This is a genomic window from Streptomyces cinnabarinus, assembly GCF_027270315.1.
In the GTDB taxonomy this organism is placed as follows: domain Bacteria; phylum Actinomycetota; class Actinomycetes; order Streptomycetales; family Streptomycetaceae; genus Streptomyces; species Streptomyces cinnabarinus.
Genome location: NZ_CP114413.1, coordinates 3,554,510 through 3,578,971, shown reverse-complemented (window position 1 = coordinate 3,578,971; position 24,462 = coordinate 3,554,510). Strand labels below are relative to the sequence as shown.

21 protein-coding genes and 2 tRNA genes are annotated in these 24,462 nt (G+C 70.3%); 11 read left to right on the top strand and 12 right to left on the bottom strand.

What is annotated here, in order from left to right; translation table 11 throughout:
• Positions 1 to 4 precede the first annotated feature (4 nt).
• Positions 5 to 670, top strand: a complete 666-nt coding sequence (locus STRCI_RS16005; RefSeq protein ID WP_269659628.1) for a class F sortase — start codon at positions 5 to 7, stop codon at positions 668 to 670.
• 473 nt (positions 671 to 1,143) lie between these two features.
• A complete protein-coding gene (locus tag STRCI_RS16000; protein WP_269659627.1) occupies positions 1,144 to 2,160 on the top strand; it encodes a glycoside hydrolase family 6 protein in 1,017 nt (338 codons plus the stop codon).
• A 37-nt stretch (positions 2,161 to 2,197) separates the two neighbouring features.
• On the opposite strand, the gene glxA is transcribed toward STRCI_RS16000, so the two are convergent.
• The 3 genes from glxA to STRCI_RS15985 all read right to left on the bottom strand — a co-directional run bounded on the left by glxA (position 2,198) and on the right by STRCI_RS15985 (position 6,747).
• Positions 2,198 to 4,135: a radical copper oxidase GlxA gene (gene glxA, locus STRCI_RS15995; protein WP_269659626.1), complete on the bottom strand. Its 1,938-nt coding sequence runs from the start codon at positions 4,133 to 4,135 to the stop codon at positions 2,198 to 2,200.
• Entirely contained in the window at positions 4,132 to 6,105 is a 1,974-nt protein-coding gene (locus tag STRCI_RS15990; RefSeq protein ID WP_269659625.1) for a glycosyltransferase family 2 protein, read from the bottom strand. Before STRCI_RS15990 ends, glxA begins: the two co-directional genes overlap by 4 nt.
• Positions 6,106 to 6,673: 568 nt before the next feature.
• A tRNA-Lys gene (locus STRCI_RS15985) sits at positions 6,674 to 6,747 on the bottom strand.
• 198 nt (positions 6,748 to 6,945) lie between these two features.
• Here STRCI_RS15985 and STRCI_RS15980 point away from each other — a divergent pair.
• The 5 genes from STRCI_RS15980 to STRCI_RS15960 all read left to right on the top strand — a co-directional run bounded on the left by STRCI_RS15980 (position 6,946) and on the right by STRCI_RS15960 (position 12,437).
• Positions 6,946 to 8,292, top strand: coding sequence for a peptidoglycan-binding protein (locus STRCI_RS15980; protein WP_269659624.1), 1,347 nt, complete (start codon positions 6,946 to 6,948; stop codon positions 8,290 to 8,292).
• A gap of 104 nt (positions 8,293 to 8,396) precedes the next feature.
• On the top strand, positions 8,397 to 9,506 hold the full coding sequence (locus STRCI_RS15975) for an SPFH domain-containing protein (RefSeq protein ID WP_269659623.1): 1,110 nt from the start codon (positions 8,397 to 8,399) through the stop codon (positions 9,504 to 9,506).
• 101 nt (positions 9,507 to 9,607) lie between these two features.
• Positions 9,608 to 10,213: a lytic polysaccharide monooxygenase auxiliary activity family 9 protein gene (locus tag STRCI_RS15970; RefSeq protein WP_269659622.1), complete on the top strand. Its 606-nt coding sequence runs from the start codon at positions 9,608 to 9,610 to the stop codon at positions 10,211 to 10,213.
• A 104-nt stretch (positions 10,214 to 10,317) separates the two neighbouring features.
• Positions 10,318 to 10,755 carry a hypothetical protein gene (locus tag STRCI_RS15965; RefSeq protein WP_269659621.1) on the top strand — a complete coding sequence of 146 codons (438 nt, stop codon included), beginning with the start codon at positions 10,318 to 10,320 and terminating at the stop codon, positions 10,753 to 10,755.
• A gap of 26 nt (positions 10,756 to 10,781) precedes the next feature.
• Positions 10,782 to 12,437: a long-chain-fatty-acid--CoA ligase gene (locus STRCI_RS15960; RefSeq protein WP_269659620.1), complete on the top strand. Its 1,656-nt coding sequence runs from the start codon at positions 10,782 to 10,784 to the stop codon at positions 12,435 to 12,437.
• A 115-nt stretch (positions 12,438 to 12,552) separates the two neighbouring features.
• On the opposite strand, the gene STRCI_RS15955 is transcribed toward STRCI_RS15960, so the two are convergent.
• The 6 genes from STRCI_RS15955 to ehuB form a co-directional block, all read right to left on the bottom strand.
• A tRNA-Lys gene (locus tag STRCI_RS15955) sits at positions 12,553 to 12,626 on the bottom strand.
• A gap of 121 nt (positions 12,627 to 12,747) precedes the next feature.
• The gene (locus tag STRCI_RS15950) at positions 12,748 to 13,506 is read right to left on the bottom strand and encodes an IclR family transcriptional regulator (RefSeq protein WP_269659619.1); all 759 of its coding nucleotides are present in this window, start codon (positions 13,504 to 13,506) and stop codon (positions 12,748 to 12,750) included.
• A 165-nt stretch (positions 13,507 to 13,671) separates the two neighbouring features.
• A complete protein-coding gene (gene ehuA / locus STRCI_RS15945; RefSeq protein WP_269659618.1) occupies positions 13,672 to 14,466 on the bottom strand; it encodes an ectoine/hydroxyectoine ABC transporter ATP-binding protein EhuA in 795 nt (264 codons plus the stop codon).
• On the bottom strand, positions 14,456 to 15,106 hold the full coding sequence (ehuD, locus tag STRCI_RS15940; RefSeq protein WP_269659617.1) for an ectoine/hydroxyectoine ABC transporter permease subunit EhuD: 651 nt from the start codon (positions 15,104 to 15,106) through the stop codon (positions 14,456 to 14,458). The genes ehuA and ehuD overlap by 11 nt, the downstream gene beginning before the upstream one ends.
• Complete coding sequence (gene ehuC, locus STRCI_RS15935) at positions 15,103 to 15,801, bottom strand: ectoine/hydroxyectoine ABC transporter permease subunit EhuC (RefSeq protein WP_269659616.1); 699 nt, start codon at positions 15,799 to 15,801, stop codon at positions 15,103 to 15,105. The genes ehuD and ehuC overlap by 4 nt, the downstream gene beginning before the upstream one ends.
• Complete coding sequence (gene ehuB, locus STRCI_RS15930) at positions 15,798 to 16,715, bottom strand: ectoine/hydroxyectoine ABC transporter substrate-binding protein EhuB (protein ID WP_269659615.1); 918 nt, start codon at positions 16,713 to 16,715, stop codon at positions 15,798 to 15,800. The genes ehuC and ehuB overlap by 4 nt, the downstream gene beginning before the upstream one ends.
• Positions 16,716 to 16,762: 47 nt before the next feature.
• Between ehuB and STRCI_RS15925 the strand changes: the two genes are divergently transcribed.
• Positions 16,763 to 17,260 carry a DUF3830 family protein gene (locus STRCI_RS15925; protein WP_269659614.1) on the top strand — a complete coding sequence of 166 codons (498 nt, stop codon included), beginning with the start codon at positions 16,763 to 16,765 and terminating at the stop codon, positions 17,258 to 17,260.
• Here the strand turns inward: STRCI_RS15925 and STRCI_RS15920 are convergent.
• The gene (locus tag STRCI_RS15920; RefSeq protein ID WP_269659613.1) at positions 17,238 to 18,641 is read right to left on the bottom strand and encodes an amidase; all 1,404 of its coding nucleotides are present in this window, start codon (positions 18,639 to 18,641) and stop codon (positions 17,238 to 17,240) included. The genes STRCI_RS15925 and STRCI_RS15920 overlap by 23 nt on opposite strands.
• Before the next feature lie 22 nt (positions 18,642 to 18,663).
• The gene (locus STRCI_RS15915; protein WP_269659612.1) at positions 18,664 to 19,611 is read right to left on the bottom strand and encodes a D-2-hydroxyacid dehydrogenase; all 948 of its coding nucleotides are present in this window, start codon (positions 19,609 to 19,611) and stop codon (positions 18,664 to 18,666) included.
• 132 nt (positions 19,612 to 19,743) lie between these two features.
• On the opposite strand from STRCI_RS15915, the gene STRCI_RS15910 reads away from it, so the two are divergent.
• The 3 genes from STRCI_RS15910 to STRCI_RS15900 all read left to right on the top strand — a co-directional run bounded on the left by STRCI_RS15910 (position 19,744) and on the right by STRCI_RS15900 (position 22,433).
• Positions 19,744 to 20,532, top strand: coding sequence for a maleate cis-trans isomerase family protein (locus tag STRCI_RS15910; protein ID WP_269659611.1), 789 nt, complete (start codon positions 19,744 to 19,746; stop codon positions 20,530 to 20,532).
• Positions 20,529 to 21,260 carry a maleate cis-trans isomerase family protein gene (locus STRCI_RS15905; RefSeq protein ID WP_269659610.1) on the top strand — a complete coding sequence of 244 codons (732 nt, stop codon included), beginning with the start codon at positions 20,529 to 20,531 and terminating at the stop codon, positions 21,258 to 21,260. Before STRCI_RS15910 ends, STRCI_RS15905 begins: the two co-directional genes overlap by 4 nt.
• Positions 21,261 to 21,341: 81 nt before the next feature.
• A complete protein-coding gene (locus tag STRCI_RS15900) occupies positions 21,342 to 22,433 on the top strand; it encodes an LLM class flavin-dependent oxidoreductase (RefSeq protein ID WP_269659609.1) in 1,092 nt (363 codons plus the stop codon).
• Here STRCI_RS15900 and STRCI_RS15895 read toward each other — a convergent pair.
• The gene (locus tag STRCI_RS15895; protein ID WP_269659608.1) at positions 22,409 to 24,274 is read right to left on the bottom strand and encodes a putative bifunctional diguanylate cyclase/phosphodiesterase; all 1,866 of its coding nucleotides are present in this window, start codon (positions 24,272 to 24,274) and stop codon (positions 22,409 to 22,411) included. The two genes, STRCI_RS15900 and STRCI_RS15895, sit on opposite strands and share 25 nt — an antisense overlap.
• Positions 24,275 to 24,462: the final 188 nt, after the last annotated feature.

The window sequence follows — 24,462 nt, the reverse complement described above, 5'->3', positions numbered from 1 at the left end:
TCCGATGTCCGCGCACCACCGTCCCGCGCTCTCCGGACGGCTGCTGACCGGCATGGCCTGGGCGGTCCTGCTGCTCGGTCTGTGGCTGTGGGGACGCGAGGTCACCGATGTACGGCAGGGCATATCCACGCCCACCACCGGCGACATGGCGGCCGTCGGCCGTCCGCCCGACGTCGATCTGCCGCCCTCCGCCCGCCCGTTGGGCAAGGCCGGACCCCAACGCGTCGACATCCCGGGCCTCGGCGTCCAGGCTCCGGTAGTCGCCCGCGGCCTGGACCCGCAGGGCGCCGTCGACCCGCCCCCGTTCGACCAGCCCGGCGTCGTCGGCTGGTACGCCGCCGGAGCGGCACCCGGCGCGGCCGGAACGGCGCTGCTCGTCGGGCACGTCGACACCGAGACCCGGCCGGCCGTGTTCTACAAGATCAGCGCGCTGAAGCCCGGTGAGACGGTCCGGGTGATCCGCGACGACGGCAAGGTGGCCGAGTTCACCGTCGACGACGTCCAGGTCGTCACCCGCGACCGCTTCGACGCCCGCCAGGCCTACGGCCCCCGCGAGCCCGGCCGCGCCGAACTGCGGCTCATCACCTGCGGCGGCACCTTCGACCGCGCCAGCCGCAGCTACACGGCGAACGTCGTGGTCTCCGCCTACCTCACCGGCACGGGTCTGTGAACGCACCTGGCCCGGTCGACGACCCGCTCCCCCCGAAGCCGCCGACCGGGCCGGCCCTCCACCGCGCGCGCTCGGGCTGCGGGAGTAACCCGGCGGCAGGCGCGGGAGGCAGGGGTGGTCATCACGGGGAGAGGTGACAGGCCGGGGGCCGGCGCCGTCCCACACGACTCTAGAACGGATGTGCGCCAGGGCCTAGGGCCCGACTGCCGTCATGCTGAAGCCCGGTGGCCCTGGGTGATCCGCGCACGTGATGCGCCGTACCTGCGGCCGGCCGCCGGGCCCGGTCTCCGCCGCCCGGCGGAGTTCCGCGCCCCGAGCAGCTCCAGCGCGAGCTCCCGCCGCCGCTCAGCGGCGCACTTGCCCTCGCCCCCGGGGGTGTAACAGCTCGCGGACAAGGGCCGGCCGATCTCGTACGCCCCAGGACAGGTATGTCAGGATTGGGACTTCGAACGGTGCACCCAAGGGGGAGTTGGATGTACGGCAGCAGGGGGGCCCGCAGGGGGGCCACCGCGACGGTGCTGGGGGCGGCGCTGCTGATCGCGGGGTGTTCCTCCTCGGACGACGGGGGTGACGAGCCGGAGAACGCGGCCGGCATCACCCAGCAGCCCAAGGAGGTCGACCCGTTCTGGGTGAACCCGGACGGCAACGCGGCCCAGCAGGTGGCCACCTATGAGAAGGACGGCGAGGACGGCGACGCGGAACAGATCCGCAAGATCGCCGAGCAGCCGACCGGTGAGTGGATCGGCCCCGAGAACCCGGAGGACGAGGCGCGCGGCTACACCGAGGCCGCGGACAAGGCGGGCCGTACGGCCCTGCTGGTCCTCTACAACATCCCGCACCGTGACTGCGGGCAGTACTCACAGGGCGGCGCCGCCGACGGCAACGCCTACCGTGAGTGGATCGACGGCGTGGCGGCGGGCATCGGTGACCGCTCGACGACGGTCATCCTCGAACCGGACGCCGTGCTGCACCTGGTGGACGGCTGCACCCCGGACGAGTTCCACGAGGAGCGTTACGACCTCCTCAAGGGCGCGATCGAGAAGCTCAAGTCGCTGAAGAACACCAAGGTCTACCTGGACGCGGGCAACGCCGGCTGGGGCAACCCGGACCAGATCTTCGAGCCGCTGAAGTGGGCGGGCGTCGAGGGCGCGGACGGCTTCTCGGTGAACGTCTCGAACTTCTACACCACCGAGAACTCCATCGGGTACGGCAAGACGCTCTCGTCGAAGATCGGCAACAAGCCCTTCGTCATCGACACCAGCCGCAACGGCAACGGCCCCTACGAGGAGGGCGACGCGGGCGAGCGCTGGTGCAACCCGCCCGGCAGGGCCCTGGGCGAGACCCCGACGACCAAGACGGCGGACCCGCTGGTCGACGCCTACGTCTGGGTCAAGCGCCCGGGCGAGTCGGACGGCGAGTGCAAGGGCGGCCCGAAGGCGGGCGAGTGGTGGCCGGAGTACGCGCTGGGCCTGGCCAAGGCTTCTCAGTGACAATCCCCGCGCCCCGGAAGGGGCGCGGGGATTCGTTCTACGGCACCTGAACCCACTGTGCCTCGGACGGCACGCCCTGGTCGTCGACGACGAACAGCATGTACCACCCGGCCTGGACAAGGTTCTTGCTCTCCGGCACGGTCACCGTCACCTTGTCCCCGTCCGTCTTGAAGTCCAGCGCGATGGACCGCTGATCGACGTCCGTCACATGCGTCGCCGCACTGGGCCGGATCAGCCGCACCTTCTTGATGGACGAGGCGTGCTGAGACGTGAACGTCCCCGTCTCGCCGCGCTCAATGGTCTCCGTCCCCTTGGACAGCGAAGGACGGGACCCCTGGTACAGATACGGCGGCGTGTAGATCTCGATCCGCTGCTCGAACTCACCGGGCTTGGTGTTCGCCTTGTCCGCGTACAGCGAGTCCGACCCGAAGAACATCACCCGCCCGTCGGGCAGCAGAATCGAGCCGGAGTGGTAGTTCCGGCCGACCAGCGGATCCGCGACCTGGTCGAAGGCGTTGCTCGACGGGTCGTAGATCCGGGCCTGGAGGATGTTGGAGTCGCCGCGCCCGCGGTAGTCCTCGGAGCCGCCCGACACCAGCACGGTGTCGTTCGGCAGCACCGACGCCTGCGGATAACGCGTCCCCTTCTCCATCGACGGCCCGTCCACGAACTCCGGGTTGTCGTCCTTCAGATCGATGAGCCGGGTCTTCTCGCTGGACAGCTTGGATTCACCGACCCCGCCGCCACCGATGACCATGTACTTCTCGTCCTGCGCCGGAGGCAGCAGCACGGTCCCGGAGGTCTCCAGCTGATCGGCGTCGCTCAACCCGGGCAGCTTGCTGAACTTGTTGGAGTCCACGTCCCAGATGCCGGGGTCGCGCCCGACGTCATCGGGCCCGTAGCCCGCGTTGGAACCGGAGTAGAAGATCTTCCCGTTCTGCATCAGGAACAGCGCCGGATACGTCGGGAACTGCCGGATCTTCTCGGTGTACGTCCACTTCTTGGTGTCGGGGTCGTAGACCTCGTTCTTGCCCGGCACCAACTGCCCGATGTCGTCGAGCCCGGAGACGCTGAGGATCTTCCCGTCGCTCAGCGTGGTGAGCGTCGGGTACCAGCGGGCCTCCTTCATCGGGTCGACCTTGATGTACTTCTCGGCGACCGGGTCGAACTCGTAGGCGTCCCGGATGCCCTGGAAGTCCTTCTTGTCCAGCGCCAGCTTCTGCGCGATGCCGTAGGTGTTCCGCGCGTCGGTGCCGGACAGGCCCTGCACCCGGTAGTTGTCCTCGGTGCCGGTCTCGTACTTGGAGCCGCTCTTCTGCGCCTCGACGTAAATGCGCCCGAGTCCGGGGTCGTTGCGCAGGAACTCGCCGGTCGCCTTGTCGAACACCTTCTTGGCGCGCGGCACCAGCACCGGGTCCTTGGAGACGAACGTCCGGCCGTTCTCCTTGCCGGTGAACTTGGTCCCCGCGGGCAGGGTGATCGGCTTGTCCGGGTTCTCGTTGTGGACGATCATCAGGCCGCCGGCCTTGGTGACATCGCCCTTGAGCTTCTCGTACCGCTTGGTGCCGCCCGCGATCAGCAGATTGCCGTTCGCGAGCTGGGTGTGGCCCGTGCAGAACAGGTCGCTCGGCGTGTCCACCTTCTTGATCGTGCCCTTGACCGGGTCCCAGATCCGGGTGTCGAACTTCTTCGCGTCGAAGTTCTCCTGGTCGTTGCCGGAGCCCGCGACGAGCAGCACCTTCCCGGTGCGCAGCAGCGCCGCGTGGATGGTGTTCTGCCGGTACTCCTCCGGGAAGTCGATGACCTCCCAGTGGCCGTTGTCGGCTTTGTACTCCGGTCTGTTGATCTGGTACTGGTGGTATTTCTCGGTGCCGAAGCGGTAGAGCCACGGACCGTTCATCCCGGCCAGCGCGAGCACCACCGCCGTGCCTATCGCGAGTCGACGGACACGGCGGCGGCCGGCCTGGTCTTTCATTCCTTACGTCCCCCAAGTCCACCAAGGGCGATCTGCATGGTCTGGTCGGTGCCGCCGCCCTGCGAGGCGGCCCAACTCGGCTTGTGCTGCGGGCTGTGCTGGCCGCCCGGCTGGGTCGGCAGCGGCTGAGCCTGGTGCGGCACCATCGGCGCGACCGGGTCCGGCTCGACCGGGACCGGCGGCTTCTTCTTGTCCTGGCGCAGCATGTGCCGCCAGGCGAAGATCGGGGTGGCGGTGATCAGCATGGCGAACGTCGCCCAGATGACCATCGCGGGGTGCGCGTGCCCGTAGACGAAGCCGGCCGCCATGGACGCGCCGAAGATCACGATGAAGTACCAGTGGTAGCGGAAGGTCCCGAACCACCGGTCGGGGCTGGCCGAGTCGCCCTTGGGCGTCACCACGAACTTGCTCTTGCGGCGCAGCGCCGAGTCGATCAGCGCCTTGGCGTACAGCGGCGCCGACAGCGCGGACATCACCATGCCGGCCACGCCGCCGGAGCCCTCCGGCTCGTGCGGCGAGACGTTGTGGCGGCGGTTCCAGACGTACAGGCCGATCTGGAGCGCGGAGGCGTTGCCGTAGAGCATCAGCCAGATCGTCGGGTCGATGTTCACACCCGAGGCGCCCAGGCCCAGGAACAGGGCGCAGCTCAGCGCCGCCAGGATCCAGTTGAGGGCCGACATCGGGTAGAAGATGATCATCATCGTGTAGTTGAAGAGCTTGCTCGGCGGCAGCGAGTACCAGCCCTTCCAGTACTGCTTGAGGATCGTCTCGTACGTCCCTCGCGACCAGCGCATCTGCTGGGTGAAGAAGTCCGTCCAGGCGCTCGGGCCCTCACCGACGGCGAGCACGTCCGGGGTGTACACCGAGCGCCACTTCTTGCCCGTCGCCGGGTTCTTGTGGCGGTGGATCTCGAAACCGGTCGCCATGTCCTCGGTGATCGAGTCGTACAGACCGCCGATCTGCTTGAGCGCCTTGATGCGTACGGCGTTGGAGGTGCCGACGAACATCGGCGAGCCGTACTTGTTGCCCGCGCGCTGGATCAGGGCGTGGAACAGGAACTGCTGCGACTCGGCGGCCTTGGTGACGAAGTTGTCGTAGTTGCCGTAGACCTGCGGGCCGATGACGAAGCCGATGTTCGGGTCCCGGAAGAAGCCGAGCATGCGCTCCAGGTAGTTCGGGAGCGGGACGTGGTCGGTGTCGACCGAGGCGAAGAAGTCGTAGTTGTCGCCGTGCGCGTCGAGCCAGGCGTTGTAGTTGCCGTGCTTGGTCTTGGCGCGGTGCGGGCCCTTGGCCTGGTTCCACTTGGCGATGCCCTTGCGGGAGAAGTGGTGAACGCCGAGCCGGGCGCACACCTCCTTGACCTCCGGGTCGTCGCCCTCGTCCAGCAGCCAGACGTGCATCAGGCCCCGGTGGCGCAGCTTGACCGCCGCCTCCAGGGTCTTCGTCACCATCTCCAGCGGCTCCTTGCCGGGCACGAAGGAGGTCAGGAAGGCGACTCTGGTGCCGGTCTCGGGCACCACCGGGATCGGGTCGCGGGCGACCAGGGTGGCGTGCGCGTTCGAAAGGACGTTCATGCAGCGGAAGAACTCGATCAGACCGATCGAGACGAGCATGACGATGTCGAGCGTCGGCAGGAAGTCGTACTCGACGTAGTCGCGCTCGGTCCAGTGCTCGGGCTGGAGCAGCCAGGCCAGCAGCACCAGCGACAGCAGCGGCGCCGCGGCGAGCATCAGGGCGACCCGTATGCGGTGCGGCTCCTGCGAGATCAGCGAGCGGTACTGCACCTTGTACGGCTTGTTCGGATCAGGCTGGGTGAGGGGACCCGCCAGCCGACTGTAGTGCTCGTAGTCGTACTTCGGCAGCGTCTTCTTGATGCGCCTGAATGCTCCCGTCCGATGCGTCGGCACTCTGAGCTGAGTGGTTTGTGACGGGTCGGAGTTCGGCCGGGCGCCCGTCGGCGTCGACGTCATGAGTCATCCCCCCACACGCAGGTCACCGCGTGTCTGTCGGTTCCTTCGTCTGCTTAGGTCCCCCTCGACCTTCACAGACGTATCAGTGGTGGGTCACAGTCACCACATCTTCCACTTCATAGACATGGAACCGCGACCTTCCGGTTGCATGATGCCCCCCTCGACATCCGTTCATGAACGGGGCCCCTCTCCCCGTTGAAACGGGCAACCGGTTTCTTGCCCCCCAACTGCCGCGTATCCGCAGCATCTTGAAGAACCAGAGTTCTACGGCGTTCAGCATGATCGCAAGATGCGAAACGCGGTGTTTACCGGTCATACGCGTTCATTGTGGCGCCTGTGGGGGTCCTGTGTACCGCTTGTGGACACCCTGCCCGGATATACGGGAAGCCCCCCGCATCCGCGGAGGGCTTCCCGGTCTGTGCGCCGCCAGGGACTCGAACCCCGGACCCGCTGATGCTGCCTTTCCCGGGGGGTAACCCCCGGACCCCCAGCAGCTCCTGCGGTGCCGTAGGAGAGCCCAGTATGAAAAGTGAAGGCCCTCCGCTCTCACGAAAGGCCTTCGCTGTCGTGCGCCGCCAGGGACTCGAACCCCGGACCCGCTGATTAAGAGTCAGCTGCTCTAACCAACTGAGCTAGCGGCGCCTGCTGACGTCGTAACTCTACCGGACCCCGGAGGGTGCTCCGGACCACCGGGGGGACCGCTGGTCCGGGCTCCGGCCCCGGTCACGGGGGGTGCCGTACATCATTCGGACCGTCAGCATGCGCGCCCGGAAGACAGTTGAGAAACTGGCGAATGTGTACAGACGCGAACATTTCCATCCGGAGTGTGAGGGGAATCGCATGGAGACTCCGGCATTCGAGGAGATCGAACCCGCGAGCGACTGCGACTGTCCCGGATGTGTGCACTGGCGGCGGGTCCTGCCGCACTCCGCGACGGCCCGCACCGGCGCCCACCCGGCCCACCGGACGGTGATCGTGGCGGCCGCGGCCGCGGCCTCGGCCGCGCTCGGCGCGGGTCACGCCGTACCGGCGCTGGCGGCCCCGCAGGCCCCCGGCCCGCAGAGCCTGCCGGGGGCTGTCCCGGCGGACCCGCGGGCGGACCTTCCGGGGGCCGATGAACCCGACACCCCGCAGGGCGGCAAGACCCCGCTGCACGGCCCCGGCGGGGTCCCGGCCAAGCCCGCCAAGGCGCCCACGACCACCCGCGCGGAGATCATCAAGCGGGCCAAGGAGTGGGTCGCGGCGAAGGTGCCGTACAGCATGTACCGGTACTGGTCGGACGGCTACCGGCAGGACTGCTCGGGATTCGTCTCGATGGCCTGGAGCCTGCCCGGCAACGAGTGGACGGGCTCGCTCGACCAGTACGGCGTGCGGATCCCGAAGGACGACCTCCAGCCCGGCGACATGCTGCTCTTCCACAACCCGGACGACCCCCAGAAGGGCTCGCACGTCGTCATCTTCGGCGGCTGGACCGACTACACGCACACCTACTACATCGCCTACGAGCAGGCCCCGCCGAGCGCCCGCAGACAGTCCACCCCGTACGCCTACTGGAGCAACTCCAGCCGCTATGTCGCCTACCGCTACAAGGGGCTGGTGAGCGGCGGCACGGGCGGCTCGATGCCGGAGAAGCCCGCCGAACCGGCCGAACCGGCCGGGACGCCCTATCCGGGGCGGGCGTACTTCGGGTCCGGGGCCAACAACAAGCACGTCACCGAGCTCGGCCGCATGCTCGTCGAGCGCGGCGCGGCCCGCTACTACACCTCGGGGCCGGGGCCGCGCTGGTCGGAGGCGGACCGGCGGGCCACCCAGGCGTTCCAGCGGGCGCAGGGCTGGCGGGGCACGGAGGCGGACGGGCTGCCGGGGCCGCACACCTGGGAGCTGCTGGCCACCGGCAAGGGCAGGGACATCGGCGCCGGAACGCCCGCGCCGCCCTCCTCGCACGGGGTGCCCGGGTATCCGGGACGGGCGCTGTTCCGGCCCGGGGCGAACAACAGCCACATCACGCTGCTCGGGAAACAGCTCGTGAAGAAAGGGTTCGGCAAGTACTACAGGACCGGCCCCGGCCCCCGCTGGGGCGAGGCCGACCGCCGCAACGTCGAGTCCTTCCAGCGGGCCCAGGGCTGGCGCGGCGGCGCGGCGGACGGCTACCCGGGCCCGGAGACATGGCGGCGGCTGTTCTCGTAACCGGTTCCGCAGGCCCTTCTTCTGCACCCCTTTCTGCACCCTTTCTGCACCCCCCTTCTGTACCCCCTGTTGTGACGCATCTGGCGCGGAGGCTGGAGGCACGCATGAGCACGACCACTTCACCGACACCGGAGTCCGAGGGCCCGTCCCGGCCCGCCCGGCTGATCCAGAACGAGGTCACCACCGAGATCCCCGTCCATCTGCTGTTCCGTGACGAGCCCGACCCCGTGTCCGTCCCCCTCAAGCCCGCGGTCGTCAGCCGCCGGCAGGGGACCGGGGAGCAGCCGAGGCTGCGTCGGCCGGCGTCGGCGCAGGCGCGGTCCGTGCCGGAGGTGGACCCGGAACTGGCCGAGCGCCCCGCGCGGGTGCTGCCCGGCGCGGCCGGCGTCCTCGCCGGGACCTGCGGACTCGCGGGCTGTGCCGTCACCTCCTGGTGGGCGGGCGCCCTTCCGCCGCTCGCGCTGGAGGCGCTCCGGCTGCCCGCCTACGCCGGCGCGGGCCTCGGCCCCGCCCAGTGGGCGGCCTACGCCGGGGCCGGCACCCTCGGCCTGGTCGGCTTCGGCGGTCTCGCCCGGGGCCGGACCGGACGGGCCTGGGTGCTCGGTCTGTTCGGCCGCTACCGGGGGACGGTCCGGCGCACCGGCCTGATGTGGGTCAACCCGATGCTGCTGCGCCGCCGGGTGGACGTACGGCTGCGGCACTGGCGCAGTGAGCCGATGCCCGCGGCGGACGCGAGCGGGGTCGCGCTGCGGGTGGTGGTGCTCGCGGTGTGGCGGGTGCGGGACACCGCGCGGGCCACCCTGGGCGTCGAGGACCACGAGGCGTACCTGCGCGAGTGTGTGGAGGCGGCCCTGGCCCGGGTGCCGGTGGAGGCGCCGGGGTCGGGGCGCGGGTCCGTGGACGCGGCGGGGGAGGCGCTGACCCGGCTGGTCGCGGCCGACGCGGCGGCCATCGGCGTCGAGGTGTTCTCGGTGCAGCCGGTCCGGGTCGAGTACGCGCCCGAGGTCGCCGCCGCCATGCACCGGCGCCGGATCGCCGCGCTGGACGCCCAGCACCGGGCGTCCATGCTCACCTCGGTGGTGGACTCGGTGGAGGACACGGTGACCCGGCTGACCGTGCGGGGGCTGGTCGAACTCGACGACTACGAGCGCAAGGCGCTGGTGAAGGACCTGACGGTCGCCTTCTGCGCGGGGCGAGGGGAATCGACATCGTGATTGGTATGGACATGTTCAACTAACGGCAATACTCTCAGACTTGGTCTAGACCTACCCTGCACAGCTCACCGAACATCCCCCACGTTCTCAGGAGCGGCAGCATGCGCAGAAAGACCAAGTTGTCTGCTGCCGTGGTCGGTCTCGCCACCACCGGAGCCCTCGTGCTCTCGTCCGGCGGGGCCAGTGGCCACGGCTACACCGATCTCCCCATCAGCAGGCAGAAACTCTGTCAGAACGGCACCGTGACCAACTGCGGTTCGATCCAGTGGGAACCGCAGAGTGTCGAGGGCCCCAAGGGCTTCCCGGGCTCCGGCCCGGCCGACGGGTCCATATGCAACGCCGGGCTGGGCCAGTTCAGCCAGCTCAGTTCGCCGCGCACCCCGTCGGGCGGCGCCTGGCCCGCGACCAAGGTGACGGGCGGTCAGAACTACACGTTCCGCTGGCAGTTCACGGCCATGCACGCGACGACGGACTTCAAGTACTACATCACCAAGCCGGGCTGGAACCAGAACCACAACCTGTCCCGGTCCGACCTCAACCTCACCCCGTTCCTGACGGTGCCGTACAACAACCAGCGGCCACCGCAGACCCTCTCGCACAGCGGCAGAGTGCCGTCCGGGCTCAGCGGACGGCATGTGATCCTCGCGGTTTGGACGATCGCCGACACCGGAAACGCCTTCTACGCCTGCTCGGACGTCACCTTCTGAGCAACGCTTGAGCAACTCCGGCTTCCCCCGCGGGTAGGTTCCCCGTACGCCGGCTCGACCGGCCGGCGTACGGGGAACCGCAACCGACCACGGGGGAGCGCCCGATGGACCTGATCGTCCTGGCGCCGTGCGCCATCATCGCCACCGCCCTGTATGCCGCCTCCCGGGTGTTGCGCCACTGGCTGCGGCTGCGCAGGGCCTGGAACAGCGGGATGACGGCGGAGGGTCGCTGTCTGCGGGTGTACACGACGACCTACGGCGGCGACAACGGCCGGGTCCACACCACCCTGCACCACGTCTACGAGTTCATGACCAAGGACGGCCGCACCATCCGCTTCGAGGAGGAGGACGGCCCCGGGACCACGATCGAGGGCGACTTCGTGACCGTGCACTATGCCGGCGGCGCCTCGGTGGTCGCCACGGCCCTGCCGCCGCGGCACGTCCGGCAGACGCTGTCCACCTTCGGCCTGCTCGCCTTCCTCGGCATGATCACGGTCTTCTCCGCCGGTTTCCTGCTCTCGTACCGGAGCATGGATATCTGACGTCACGTCAATTATTGTGCGCGGCCATGGAGTTCCCGAGCAGCAGCATCGCCGGACTCGTGGCGGCGCGCTGGGGTGACCACCGCCCCGGACTGTGGTGCGAGGACCGTACCCTGACCCACCACCAAGTGGCCGCGGGCGCCGCGTCCCGCGCGGCACTCCTCACCGACCTCCTCCCGCCCGGCGCCGAGCCGCACCTCGGGGTCCTGCTCGACAACACCCCGGAGTACCCGCTCTGGCTCGGCGCCGCCGCCCTCGCCCGCGCGGCGGTGGCCGGCATCAACCCCACCCGCAGAGGCCCGGAACTGGCCCGCGACATCCTGCACACCGAGTGCCGCGTCCTGATCACCGAACCCGCCCACCTCCCGCTCCTGAGCGGCCTCGACCTGCCCGGCGTCCGCATCCTCCTGACCGGCTCCGAGGAGTACGACACCCTCCTCGCGCCGTACGCCGACGCCCGCCCCGACGCCTCCCGCGCCACCCCCGCCGACCGCCTCCTCCTCTACTTCACCTCCGGCTCGACGGGCGCCCCCAAGGCCGCGGTCTGCACCCAGGGCCGCCTGGCCGCGGCCGGAAGATCACTGGCCGCGCAGTTCACGACCCGCCCCGAGGACGTGCACTACATCTGCATGCCGATGTTCCACGGCAACGCCGTCATCGCCGACTGGGCCCCCGCCCTGGTGGCCGGAGCCGGCGTCGCGCTGCGGCGGCGGTTCTCGGCGTCCGGGTTCCTGGCGGACGTACGGGCGTACCGGGCCACGTACTTCACCTACGTGGGCCGGGCCGTCCAGTACGTCCTCGCCACCGAGGCCCGTCCCGACGACCGCGACAACCCGCTGCGGCTCGGCTTCGGCACCGAGGCGGGGGCGGCGGACGCGGCGGCCTTCGAGCGGCGGTTCGGGGTACGGCTGGTGGAGGGCTACGGCTCCTCGGAGGGCGGCGCGGCCGTCCAGTGGTCGCCGGGGACCCCGGCCGGGGCGGTGGGCCGGGCGGTGCCGGGTCTCGTCGTACTGGATCCGGAGACGGGGCGGGAGCGGGCGCCCGCGCGGTTCGACGGGGGCGGGCGGCTGCTGAACGGGGACGAGGCGATCGGGGAGCTGGTGAACCGGGGGCCGAGCCCCTTCGAGGGGTACTGGCGCAATCCGGGGGCCGAGGCGGAGCGGCGCCGGGACGGGGCGTACTGGACGGGCGACCTCTTCTGCCGGGACGCCGACGGCTACCTCTACTTCGCCGGACGAGCCGACGACCGCTTACGGGTCGACGGGGAGAACCTGGCCGCCGCGATGATCGAGAACATCCTCGCCCGCTACGAGGGCGCCCACGCCGTCGCCGTGTACGCGGTCCCGGACCCGGTGACCGGAGACCAGGTGATGGCGACGATCGCCGGGAGCTTCGATCCGGTGGCCTTCACGGGGTTCCTGGCCACCCAGCCGGACCTGGGCACGAAGATGGCGCCCAGGTTCGTCCGGGTCACGGCCCGCATGCCGGTCACGGCCACGAACAAGATCCACCGGGCGCTGCTCAGGCAGGAGGGCGTCCACTGCGCCGACCCGGTGTGGTGGCGCCCGCCCGGAGAACCGACGTACCGCCTCCTCACCCCGGAGGAAGCCGAAGGGCCCCTCGTCTCGACGAGAGGCCCTTCACAAGTGCGCCGCCAGGGACTCGAACCCCGGACCCGCTGATGCTGCCTTTCCCGGGGGATAAACCCCCGGACCCCCAGCAGCTCCCGCGGCGCCGCAGGAGAGCCCCGTAAGAAAAGCGAAGGCCCTCCGCTCTCACGGAAGGCCTTCGTTGTTGTGCGCCGCCAGGGACTCGAACCCCGGACCCGCTGATTAAGAGTCAGCTGCTCTAACCAACTGAGCTAGCGGCGCATGACTCACGCCAGCGACAAGACCAGATGTCTCGCGACTGACGACAAAGAAAATACTACCTGGTCCGACGGGGTGCTTCGAACCAAGGCCAAGCGCCACGCACCCGCAGTCGAAGGGCGACCTAGATCGCCAGCGACAGAAGCACAGGCGCCGCGTTCCGATTGAGCGCGTCCGCCGCCTGCCGCAGCCGATGCGCATGCTCCACCGGAAGGGACAGCGCCAGGCACCCCACGGAGGACCCCGCGGTAATGGGCACCGCCGCGCACACCGTCCCCACCGCGTACTCCTGAAGGTCCAGCACGGGCACCGTCGCCGGCTGGGCCTCGAGTCGGGACAGCAGCAGCTTGTCGCTGGTGATCGTGCGCGAGGTCAGTCGCGCCATCTTGTGCCGCGAGAGGTGATCACGCCGACCGTTGTGGTCGAGCTGCGTGAGCAGGCTCTTGCCCACCGCCGTCGCGTGCGCGGACACCCGGAAGTCCACCCACTCGTGCACCGCGGGGGTGTCCGGGCTGTCCGCGTACTGCGTGACCTTCACCTCACCGTCGACATACCGGCTGATGTACACCGCCGCGCCGACCGAGTCGCGCAGCCGGTCCAGGGTGCGCTGGAGTTTCTCGCGCAGGGCCTCCTCGCGGTCCTGCGCCGAGCCCAGGCGGGTCAGCGCCTCGCCGGTGACATAGGCGCCGTCGGTGACCTGCTCGACGTACCCCTCGCGGCGCAGCATCCTCAGGAGGCTGGTCAGGCGCTCCGGGCTGAGGGTGGTGTGCCGGGCGAGTTCGGCGTCGGTGATTCCGGTGGTGTGCCGTGCCACGGTCTCCAGGACGCGCAGGGCGTCCTGGGCCGAGTGGTACGGCGCGGTCGGCTCGTGCTTCAGCGCCACGGTTCCCCCTGCGCTAGCTGTTCGGGGCCGGATTCCAGTCAGCCAATCGACTCAACGATAGCCGCCAAGAGGCTTGTAGTGAGCGGTTGTTGACAAGATTCCGACGCCACAACCTGCGGTGATAACCCTCCGGCATATGACACGGCCATGACCTGGTGACCGGCGTCACAACACCGCGCTGAGAAATTCCCGGGTCCGGTCGTGCTCGGGCTCGCTGAAGATCTTCTCCGGGGAGCCCGACTCGATGACCCGGCCGGAGTCGAACATCAGGACCTGGTCGGAGATGTCCCGGGCGAAGTTCATCTCGTGGGTCACACAGAGCATCGTGATGTCCGTGGAGCGGGCGATGTCCCTGAGGACGTCGAGGACACCCGCGACGAGCTCCGGGTCGAGCGCCGACGTCACCTCGTCCAGCAGCAGCACCTGCGGGCGCATGGCCAGGGCGCGGGCGATGGCCACCCGCTGCTGCTGGCCGCCGGAGAGCTGCGAGGGGTGCTTGTCGAGGTGCTCGGTGAGGCCGACCAGCTCCAGCAGCTCCCGGGCCCGCTCCTCGGCGGCGTCCTTGGACAGGCCGAGCACGGTGACCGGGGCCTCGGTGATGTTTCTCAGGACCGTCATGTTCGGGAACAGGTTGAACTGCTGGAACACCATCCCGATCTTCTTGCGGACCTCGCGGACCTGCTTCTCCGGCGCCGGGAACAGCCGCTCCCCGTCGACGGTGATCGTGCCCTCGTCGGGCTTGGTCAGGGTCATCAGCAGCCGCAGGATCGTGGTCTTGCCCGAGCCGGACGGACCGATCAGCGTGACGTGCTTGCCCGCCTCGACGGAGAAGTCGAGGTGGTCCAGGACCGTGTGGTCGCCGAACCGCTTGCTGACCTGCTCCAGCCGGATCAGCTTGCCGTCGGCGCTCTTGCCGGCGGGCTCGTTCATGTCAGGACTGGGCTTCGTGTCAGTGGACAAGGCGTCGCTCCAGGGCTCGCAGAAGAAGGGAGGCCAGATAGGAAATGACGATGAAGGCCACGCCGATCACCGTCAGCGGCTCGGTGAACTGGAACTGCTCCTGGGCGAACAGCCGCGCCTCGCCGAGCATGTCGAGCACGGTGATCGCCATCAGCAGCGGCGTGTCCTTGAGCATCGCGATGACGTAGTTGCCGAGCGCCGGCACCACCCGGCGGATCGCCTGCGGCAGGATCACCGCGGTCCAGGTCCGGGTGAGCGGCAGGTTGAGCGCCGTCGCGGCCTCCCACTGGCCGACCGGCACCGCCTCGATACCGGCCCGGTAGACCTGCATCGTGTACGTCGAGTAGTGCAGCCCGATCGCGAAGACGCCGGTGGTCAGCGCGGAGAAGGTGACCCCCCACTCGGGCAGCACGTAGAAGAGGAAGAACAGCTGCACCAGCAGCGGGGTGTTGCGCACGAACTCGGTGACCACGCCGACCGGCCAGGTCACCCAGCGGCTCGGCACCCGCATCAGCAGCGCCCACACCAGACCCAGCGCGAAGGAGATCAACGAGCCCAGCGCCAGGGCCTGAAGGGTGACCAGCAGTCCGTCCCAGAACTGCGGCATGAAGTCCGATACCGCTCCCCAGTCCCACGTCACGACACACCACCGCCCACCGGCTCGGCAACGACGACTTTCTTCTCGGGCCGCTTGCCGACCCCGGCCTTGAGCTTCTTCTCCAGACCGCGCATCACCCGGGTCAGGGCGAAGGCGATCACGAAGTAGACGAGCAGGATGTACGTGTAGATCTCGGCGCTCTCCTGGAGCGCGAGGCGCACCAGGTTGCCGCTGAAGGCGAGGTCGCCCATGCCCATCACCGACACCAGCGCGGTGCCCTTGAGCAGCTCGATCAGCAGGTTGGAGAAGGGCGGGATCATCTCCGGCACCGCCTGCGGCAGCAGGATCAGCCGCATCCGCTGCCAGGGCGTGAAGCTGAGCGCGATGCCGCCCTCCTTCTGCGCCGGGTCGACCGCGTTCAGCGCGCCGCGCACGATCTCCGAGCCGTAGGCGCCGTAGGTGAGGCCGAGGGCGAGGGTGCCTGCCCACAGGGGCACCAGCTGCCAGCCGAAGGCCGGCGGCAGCACGAAGAACACCCAGAAGATCATCACCAGCGCGGAGGTCCCGCGGAACACCTCGGTGTAGAAGCCCGCGAGGAAGCGCACGATCCACAGCCGGTGGGTGCGGGCGATGCCGACCACGAAGGAGACGGCCGCGGCCAGCAGCGCGCTGAGCACCAGGAGCTGGACCGTGACCCAGACACCCTTGAGTACGAGTTCCCAGAGTCCTGACGTCATCCGGCCGTCCCCCCGCCGCACAGCTCCTTCGCGGTCAGATCCGTCATCTCGGCCTCGGTGAAGCCGAACGGCCGCAGAATGCGCAGGAGTTCGCCGCTCCGCTTCAGCTTGTGCAGCTCGACGTTGAAGGCGTCCCGGAGCTTGGTCTCGGTCGGCCGGAACGCGAAGGCGCCGCCGTCGACATGCGGTTCGCCGTCCACGAGTGGCTTGAACGGCTCGGTCGACTCGGTCTTGCCGGACTTCTTCACCACCTCGCGGACGGTCACCGCGGTCCCCGCGAAGACGTCGGCCCGGCCCGCCTCGACGGCGTTCAGCCCCGCGACCTGGTCCGGCACGATGAGGATGTCGCCCTCGTCGTACCCGGCATCGATCGCGTACTGGATGTCCGCGTACCCGGTCCCGGTCGCGAACTTCGCCTGCTTCTCGACGACATCCTGGTAGTTGCGCAGCCCCTTGGGGTTCCCCTTGCGCACGATGAAGGCGTCGAGCATCTGGTAGTCGGGATCGGCGAAGATGACCTGCTCGCAGCGCTCGGGATTGACGTACATCCCGGCCGCGACGACGTCGAACTGCTGCGAGTTGAGCCCGGGGATCAGCGAGCCGAACTCGGTCGGGACCGGCTGGATCCTGTCCACCCCGAGCCGTTTGAAGATCACCTTCGCCAGCTCGGGCGCCTCGCCGGTCAGTTCGCCGTTCTTGTCGATGTAGCCGAACGGGATCTCGCCCGCGATCCCGAGCCGTACGACACCCGCGGCCCGCAACCGTTCCAGCAGGTCACCGCCGTCCTCGGTGGAGGCGGTGGCCACCCGGGAGCAGCCTGCCGCGCCCAGCGCACCGAGCGCCGCCACCCCCGCGAGCAGCGATCGGCGCGTGGTTCCGGATGTGTGTTCGCCATGTTCCAGTGGTGGGGACATGGCGGCGCGGCTACCCGAGAGCATGCGATGTATGCACCCTGGATGACATGACTGACCGGTTCATCGAGATCTCGCTCGTGAAGCGGGACATCCACTGCACGGCCAAGCTGCTCGCCGACCGCGCGCCGCTCACCTGCGCGGCCGTCTGGGACGCCCTCCCGCTCGGCGGCGACGTCTACCACGCCAAATACGCCCGCAACGAGATCTACGCCCTCTTCCCGCCCTTCGCGGACACCGAGCCGCCCCTGGAGAACCCGACCGTCACCCCCATCCCCGGTGACCTGTGCTACTTCGCCTTCGCGGGCGCCGAGCTGGGCACCAAGGCCTACGGCTACGACCGCGAGGTCCGCCCCGGCACCACCCTGGTCGACCTCGCGCTGTTCTACGAGCGCAACAACCTGCTGCTCAACGGCGATGTCGGCTGGGTGCCGGGGACGGTCTGGGGCGAGGTGGTGGACGGGCTCCCCCGGATGGCCGAAGCGTGCAACGACCTTTGGCGCTCGGGCGCCGCGGGCGAGACGCTCAGCTTCCGTCGTTCGCCATGAGCGTGTGCGCCGCCCTGAGCACCAGATCGTCCCGGTGCCGGGCGGCCACGAGCTGCAGGCCCACCGGCAGCCCGTCGCCGTCCGTGCCGACGGGGACGGTGGCGGCGGGCTGCTGGGTCATGTTGAACGGGTACGTGAAGGGCGTCCACCCCGTCCAGCGGCGGTGCCCGGAGCCCTTGGGCACCTCGGCGCCCGCCTCGAACGCCGTGATCGGCAGGGTGGGCGTGACGAGCAGGTCGTAGGAGTCGTGGAAGCGGCCCATCCGGCGCCCGAGTTCCATCCGGACGTCGACGGCGGCCAGATAGTCCAGGGCGCTGTACCGGGCGCCGAGGGCGCTGATCTCGCGCAGTCCGGGGTCGAGCAGTTCCCGCTGGTGCGGCCCGAGATGCTGGGTGACCCGGGCGGCGCCGCTGAACCACAGGGTGTGGAAGGCGTCCACCGGGTCGGTGAAGTCGGGGTCGGTCTCCTCGACGTACGCGCCGAGCCCCGCGAGCCGTTCCACCGCCCGCCGCACCGCGGCGGCGACCGCGGGCCGTACGGCCACCTGGCCGCCGAGCGAGGGCGAGTACGCCACGCGCAGCCCGCGCACCCCGCCCTCGCGGCCCTCGCCGCCTTCGCGGGTGAGCCCGTCGACGAAGGACCCGGCGGTGGGGCCGAGCGCCGACCAGTCCCGGGAGTCGGGCACGCCGATGACGTCCAGCATCAGCGCCGCGTCCGCCGCGTCCCGGGTCATCGGGCCGACGTGCGACAGCGTCCCGAACGCGCTCGCCGGATACAGCGGCACCCGTCCGTACGTCGGCTTCAGCGCGAAGATCCCGCAGAAGGCGGCCGGGATACGGACGCTGCCGCCGCCGTCCGTGCCGAGCGCGAGCGGGCCCGCGCCGAGCGCCACGGCCGCGGCGGCGCCCCCGCTGGAACCGCCCGCCGTGCGCGTGGGGTCCAGGGGGTGCCGGGTGACGCCGGTGAGGGGCGAGTCGGTGACGCCCTTCCAGCCGAACTCCGGGGTGGTGGTCTTGCCGAGGAAGACCGCGCCGTGCGCGCGCAGCCGGGCGACGGAGGGCGCGTCCTCCGCCCGACTGCCCTTCTCCGACAGGGTCCTGGACCCCTTGAGGGTGGGCGTCCCGCGCATCAGCAGGATGTCCTTCACGGTGACCGGCACCCCGTCCACCAACCCGGCCGGCTCCCCGCGCCGCCACCGCTCGGCCGACTCCCGGGCCTGCGCCAGCGCCTGCTCCGCGGTGATCCGTACGAAGGCGTTCACCTCCGGCTGGATCGACTCGGCCCGCTCCAGCGCCGCGAGGGTGGCGTCCACCGGGCTGAAGGCGCCCGTGCGGTAGCCGTCGAGGAGTTGTACGGCGGTCAGTCCGGTCAGGTCGGTCATACGCCCTCCAGCCGTGGGAAGTTCAGCGTCCTGGGACATACCCGCGTTGCTTGTCGACCACGTTCGGCAGCGTTCTGCCCGCTTCCCAACGCTCGTACAACTCCACGAACTGCGCGCCGAGTTCATCCCGCCAGCCGACGGTGTCCCCGCTCATGTGCGGCGACACGATCAGCCCCGGCAGTCCCCACAACGGGCTGTCGGGACCGAGGGGTTCGTGCGCGAACACATCCAGCGCCGCACCGGCGATCCACCGCTTGGTCAGCGCCTCGACCAGCGCCTCCTCCACCACCAGCGGTCCACGCCCGACGTTGATGAACCGCGCCGAGGGCTGCATCACCCCGAACCGGCGGGCGTCGAACATGCCGTACGTCCGCTCGGTGAGCGGCGCGGCGGCGATCACCCAGTCCGCGTGGGAGATGAGCCGGTCCAGGTCCTCGGGGCCGTGGATGCCGGTCCGGGGCACCCGCCCGACGAGGGCGCAGATCACGCCGAGCGCCTTCAGCGTCCGCACGATCGCCCGCCCGATCGGCCCGGACCCGACGACACAGGCCCGGGTGCCCTTCAGCCGCCTCGTCTCGCGGTGCTGCCAGGTCCGCCGCCCCTGGAGTTCGAGCGTGCGCGGCAGCTCCTTCGCCATGGCCAGGACCAGGGCGGCGACGTACTCGGCGATCGGCTCGTCGAAGATGCCGCGCGCGTTGGTCACCACGGTGTCGGAGGCGGCCAGTTCGGGACACATCAGGTGATCGACACCGGCGCTGGCCGTGTGCACCCAGCGCGGCCGGGGCCCCTCGCCGGGCCAGGCGTCCCGTACCGCGTGCGAGGTGAAGTCCCACACCAGCAGGACATCGGCGGACGGCAGTTTCGCCGCCAGCGTCGCCTCGTCCGTGTGCTCGATCCGCGCCCGCCCGGTGAGCCGTCCGAGCCGGGGGAGGGGGTCGGCGTCCAGGACGAGGAGGGTGGGGGTGGCCATGCCGTTCCTTCGGTCGGGACCGGGCGCCTGACATGCACGGATTGACCACGCTCGCACCCGAACCTACCTTCGTCAACACGGACGCCTGCACCGTCCGCGGTTCCCGTATCTCCTCGCGAGGGCGGTACTGCCATGGACGTCTCCTTTCTCGGCGGGCCGTGCCCGCAGCGCGGCGTCGGAGTCGTCGCGCCCTTCGACTTCGCACTGGACCGGGAGCTGTGGCGCTGGGTCCCGGACGAGGTGTCGCTCCATCTGACGCGGACGCCGTACGTCCCCGTCGAGGTGAGCCTGGACCTGGCCCGGCTGGTGAGCGAGCACGAGACCCTCTCCGACGGGGTCCGGGCGCTCATCGCGGTGAGCCCCGAGGTGGTGGCCTACGCCTGTACCTCCGGCAGCTTCGTCGGCGGGATCGCGGGCGAGCGGGCGATGCGCGAGGCGATGACGAGGGCGGGCGCGGTGCCCTCGGTGACCACATCAGGGGCGCTGCTGGAGGCGCTGACCGTCCTCGGCGCGCGCCGGGTGGCGCTGGTGACGCCGTACACGGTCTCGGTGACCCGGTCGCTTCAGGAGTACGTGGCCGAGGCGGGCGTCAGGGTGACGGGGTGTGCGTTCATGGGGCTGACGCGGCACATATGGAAGGTGCCGTACCGCGATGTGGCGGAGATGGCGCGCAGGGCGGCGCGGCGCGGCACGGACTGCCTGTTCATCAGCTGCACCAACCTGCCGACGTACGACGTGATCCCGCAACTGGAGGCGGAACTGCGGATACCGGTGATCTCGGCCAACCAGGTGACGATGTGGGCGGCGCTGCGCCGGCTGGGTACCCGGGCGGTGGGACCGTATCAGGCGCTGATCGACCCGGCGGCCCGCTCCGGTCCCGCACTTCCGGACGTGGAACAGCAGCAGGAAGGCTCGACATGACAGCACTCGGACTCCTCTACCCGGGCCACTCCGCCGAGGACGACTATCCACGCATCGAGCAGCTCCTGGGCAGCGACATCCGGGTGGACGTGGTGCACACGGACATCGGCGTGGACGCGCACCGGGTCGACGCGCTCAAGGAGATGGGCTCCCCCGAGCGCCTGGCGGCGGGCGTCGAACAGCTCCGCCTGACCGGCGCCGAGGCCGTGGTCTGGGCGTGCACCAGCGGCAGCTTCGTGCACGGCTGGGAGGGCGCCCACGACCAGGTGCGCACCCTGGCCCGGACGGCGGGCATGCCGGCCTCCTCGACGTCCTTCGCCTTCGTCCACGCGGCGGCGGAACTGGGCGTACGCCGGGTGGCCGTGGGCGCGACTTACCCCGACGACGTGGCCGACCTGTTCGCGTCCTTCCTGGCCGCGGGCGGCGTGGAGGTGGTCTCGGTGCGGGGCTCCGGCGTCATCACGGCGGTGGAGGTGGGCGAGTGGACCGAGCAGGACGTCCTGGCCCTGGCCCGCCGGGCGGACACCCCGACAGCGGAGGCAGTCCTCCTCCCGGACACGGCCCTGCACACGGCGGCCCTGATCCCCACCCTGGAAAAGGAACTGTCCAAGCCGGTCCTCACCGCCAACCAGGTAACGGTCTGGGAGGCCCTACGCCTGACAGACCGCAGGGTGAACGCCCCGGCCCTGGGCGCACTGTTCACGAGGGAACCGATCGTGCAGGTGTGACGACGCCCGGGAATAAACCGGAGCCAGCCTCCTGTTATGGCCGGGAGAACCACGCCGGCACGAAGCAGGAGGCACCCACCGATGGCGGCAGATGAGATCCCGGGCGCGATACACGGCACCGCCCCCGTCCCGCTCTCCGTACTCGATCTGGTCACCGTCGGCTCCGGCAGCACCGCCAGTGACGCCCTGCGGACCAGCGTCGAGCTGGCGCGGCTGACGGAGGCAAGGGGCTTCCACCGGTACTGGGTCGCCGAGCACCACTCCATGCCCGGCGTCGCCTCGTCCTCCCCGGCCGTGATCCTCGCCCACCTCGCCGCCCACACCGACCGCATCCGCCTCGGCTCCGGCGGCGTGATGCTCCCCAACCACGCCCCCCTGGTCATCGCGGAGCAGTTCGGCACCCTGGAGGCCCTCGCCCCGGGACGCGTCGACCTCGGCCTCGGCCGGGCGCCCGGCACCGACGGCGCCACCGCCGCCGCACTGCGCCGCACCGAGAGCCTCAACGAGGGCGCCGACGACTTCCCCCAGCAGCTCGCCGAGCTCACCCGCTTCCTCGACGACGACTTCCCCGACGGCCACCCCTACCGCCGGATCCACGCCGTCCCGGGCCCGGTCCAGGCGACAGCACCCGGCGGCGTCCAGTCACCGCACCGCCCGCCCGTCTGGCTGCTCGGCTCCTCCGGCTTCAGCGCCCGCCTGGCCGGCGCGCTCGGCCTGCCCTTCGCCTTCGCGCACCACTTCTCCGCGCAGAACACCATCCCGGCGCTCGACCTGTACCGCGAGTCCTTCCGGCCGTCCGAGGCGCTGGCCGAGCCGTACGCCCTCATCGGCGTCTCCGCCCTGGCCACCGACGACCCGAAGGAGGCCGCCCGCCAGGTCCGGGCCACCGGCCTGAACATGGTGCGGCTGCGGACCGGGCGCCCCGGGCTCTTCCCCAGCCCCGAGGAGGCGGAGGCGCACCGGTTCAGCGCCATGGAGGAGGAGTTCATCGCTTCCTGGGGCGCCAACATCGTGCACGGCACCGCCGACGAGGTCCGCTCCGGCCTCGACGATCTCCACAAGCGCACCGGCGCCGACGAGTTGATGCTCACGTCCCACGCCCACCGCGGCGAACTGCGGCTGCGGTCCTACGAACTCATCGCCGACGCCTACGGGTTGCCGACCGCCGCCTGAACACCAGGCGTACGCAACAGCTCGGAGATACGATCCGCCGTCACCGGCCGGGAGTACAGCCACCCCTGGCCGGTGTCGCAGCCGATCCGCCGCAGCCGGGACGCCTGCGCCGAGGTCTCCACGCACTCCGCGGTCACGGTCAGCCCCAGCCGGTGCGCGAGCTGGATCATCGCCTCCACGACGACCTCGTCGGCCGGATTCGGCGCGATGCCCTCACCGTCGTACTGGAAGCCCTTCACGAAGGAGCCGTCCAGCTTCAGCACGGACACCGGGAGCCGGCTGAGGTACGCCAGGTTCGAGTACCCCGTGCCGAAGTCGTCGATGGCGATCCGTACGCCCATGTCGCTCAGCGCCTGCAGTGCCTGCTGCGGTCGCCCGCCGGAGCCCATCACCGCCGACTCGGTCAGCTCCAGCTGGAGCAGATGCGGGGCGAGCCCGGTCTCCGCGAGGGTCTGCGCCACGTCCGCCACCAGGTCGGAGTCCCAGACCTGGCGGACCGCCACATTGACGCTGACGAAGAGCGGCGGCTCGTCCGGATGGGCCAGCTGCCAGCCCCGCGCCTGACGGCAGGCGGTGGCCAGCACCCAGCGCCCCAGCGGGACGATCGACCCGTCCTCCTCGGCCAGTCCGATGAACCGATTCGGCGTCAGCAGTCCGAACTGCGGGTGATCCCAGCGCACCAGCGCCTCCACCCCGCGCAGCCGCCCGTCCTCCATCCCCACCAGCGGCTGGTACTCCAGCACGAACTCCCCGCGCTCGATGGCGGGCCGGAGCGTGGAGGCGAGCGCCTGACGGGTCATCCGGTGCGCGTTGCGCTCGGGGTCGAAGAGGGTCCAGCGGTCCTTGCCGTCGGCCTTCGCCCAGTACAGCGTGGTGTCGGCGGCCTGCATCAGCGCGGTGGGGCTGGTCCCGGCCGCGTGCCGCTCCACCACCCCGATCGACGCCGACACCGACAGCCGCCGCCCCGAGATGTCGAACGGCGCCCGGAGCGCGCCGAGCACCGACTCGGCGAGGTCGGCGACCTGTTCGGTGCCCGTGGAGTCCTCCACCAGCAGCGCGAACTCGTCCCCGCCGAGGCGGGCCACGAGCGGGGTGCTCGCGCGGGCGTACCCCGCCTCGTCCGCGCACCGCGTCAGCCGTTCCGCCACCGCCGCCAGCAGGCGGTCGCCCACCCGGTGCCCGAGCGTGTCGTTGACCGCCTTGAATCCGTCGAGGTCGAGATAGCACAGCCCGATCCGCCCGGTGCCCTCCTCGTACGCCTCGGCCTCCAGCGCGGCCGAGAGCCGCTCGAAGAACAGGGTGCGGTTGGGCAGCCGGGTCACCGGATCGTGGTTCTGCAAGTGCCTGAGCCGGGCCTGGAGTTCACGCCGGGCGCTGATGTCGGCGACCGACAGCAGCACCCCGCCCCGCTCCTCGGCGGGCAGCGGCGCGATGGCGACCTGCACCCACAGGCAGTGCCCGTCGGGGTGCTTCAGCCGGCGCGTGCAGCGCAGCCGCGCCTGCCGGCCGCGCAGCACCTCGCGGTAGGCGTGCCAGGTCCGGGCGTCCGACGTCAGGTCCACCAGATCGGCGGCGACCGCCCCGGCCAGCGCCCTCGGCGAGCTGCCGAGCAGGTCGCCGAGGGCCGGGTTGGCGCCGGTGACCAGGCCCTCACGGTCCACGACGGCCATCGCCAGGGGGGCGGTGTCGAAGGCGGACCGGAAGGGGGAGGTGCCGGGGTCGGGGTCGGGGACCGGCCGGTCGTGCGGACCGGTACGTGAAGACGAGCCCTCGTTACTCTCTGTGACGGCCGGCCCGATGAGATCTGCCGCGGGCGCCGGCCCTTCGGACGTTCCGCTCACCGCTCGCTCCCGCAGTGCACTCGTGCAAGAAGGGATCAGGACAGTACAGGAAAGGGTCAGGAAAGTGTGCCGATCATAGAGGCTGGGTTCGGGCCCTTCCAGCCACTGTCCAGTGTCCCGGGCCCAGCCGCAGATCTGACAATTCGTTTCTGCCCGCCACTGGACGGGTTCAGCGGCCCTCCGACCAC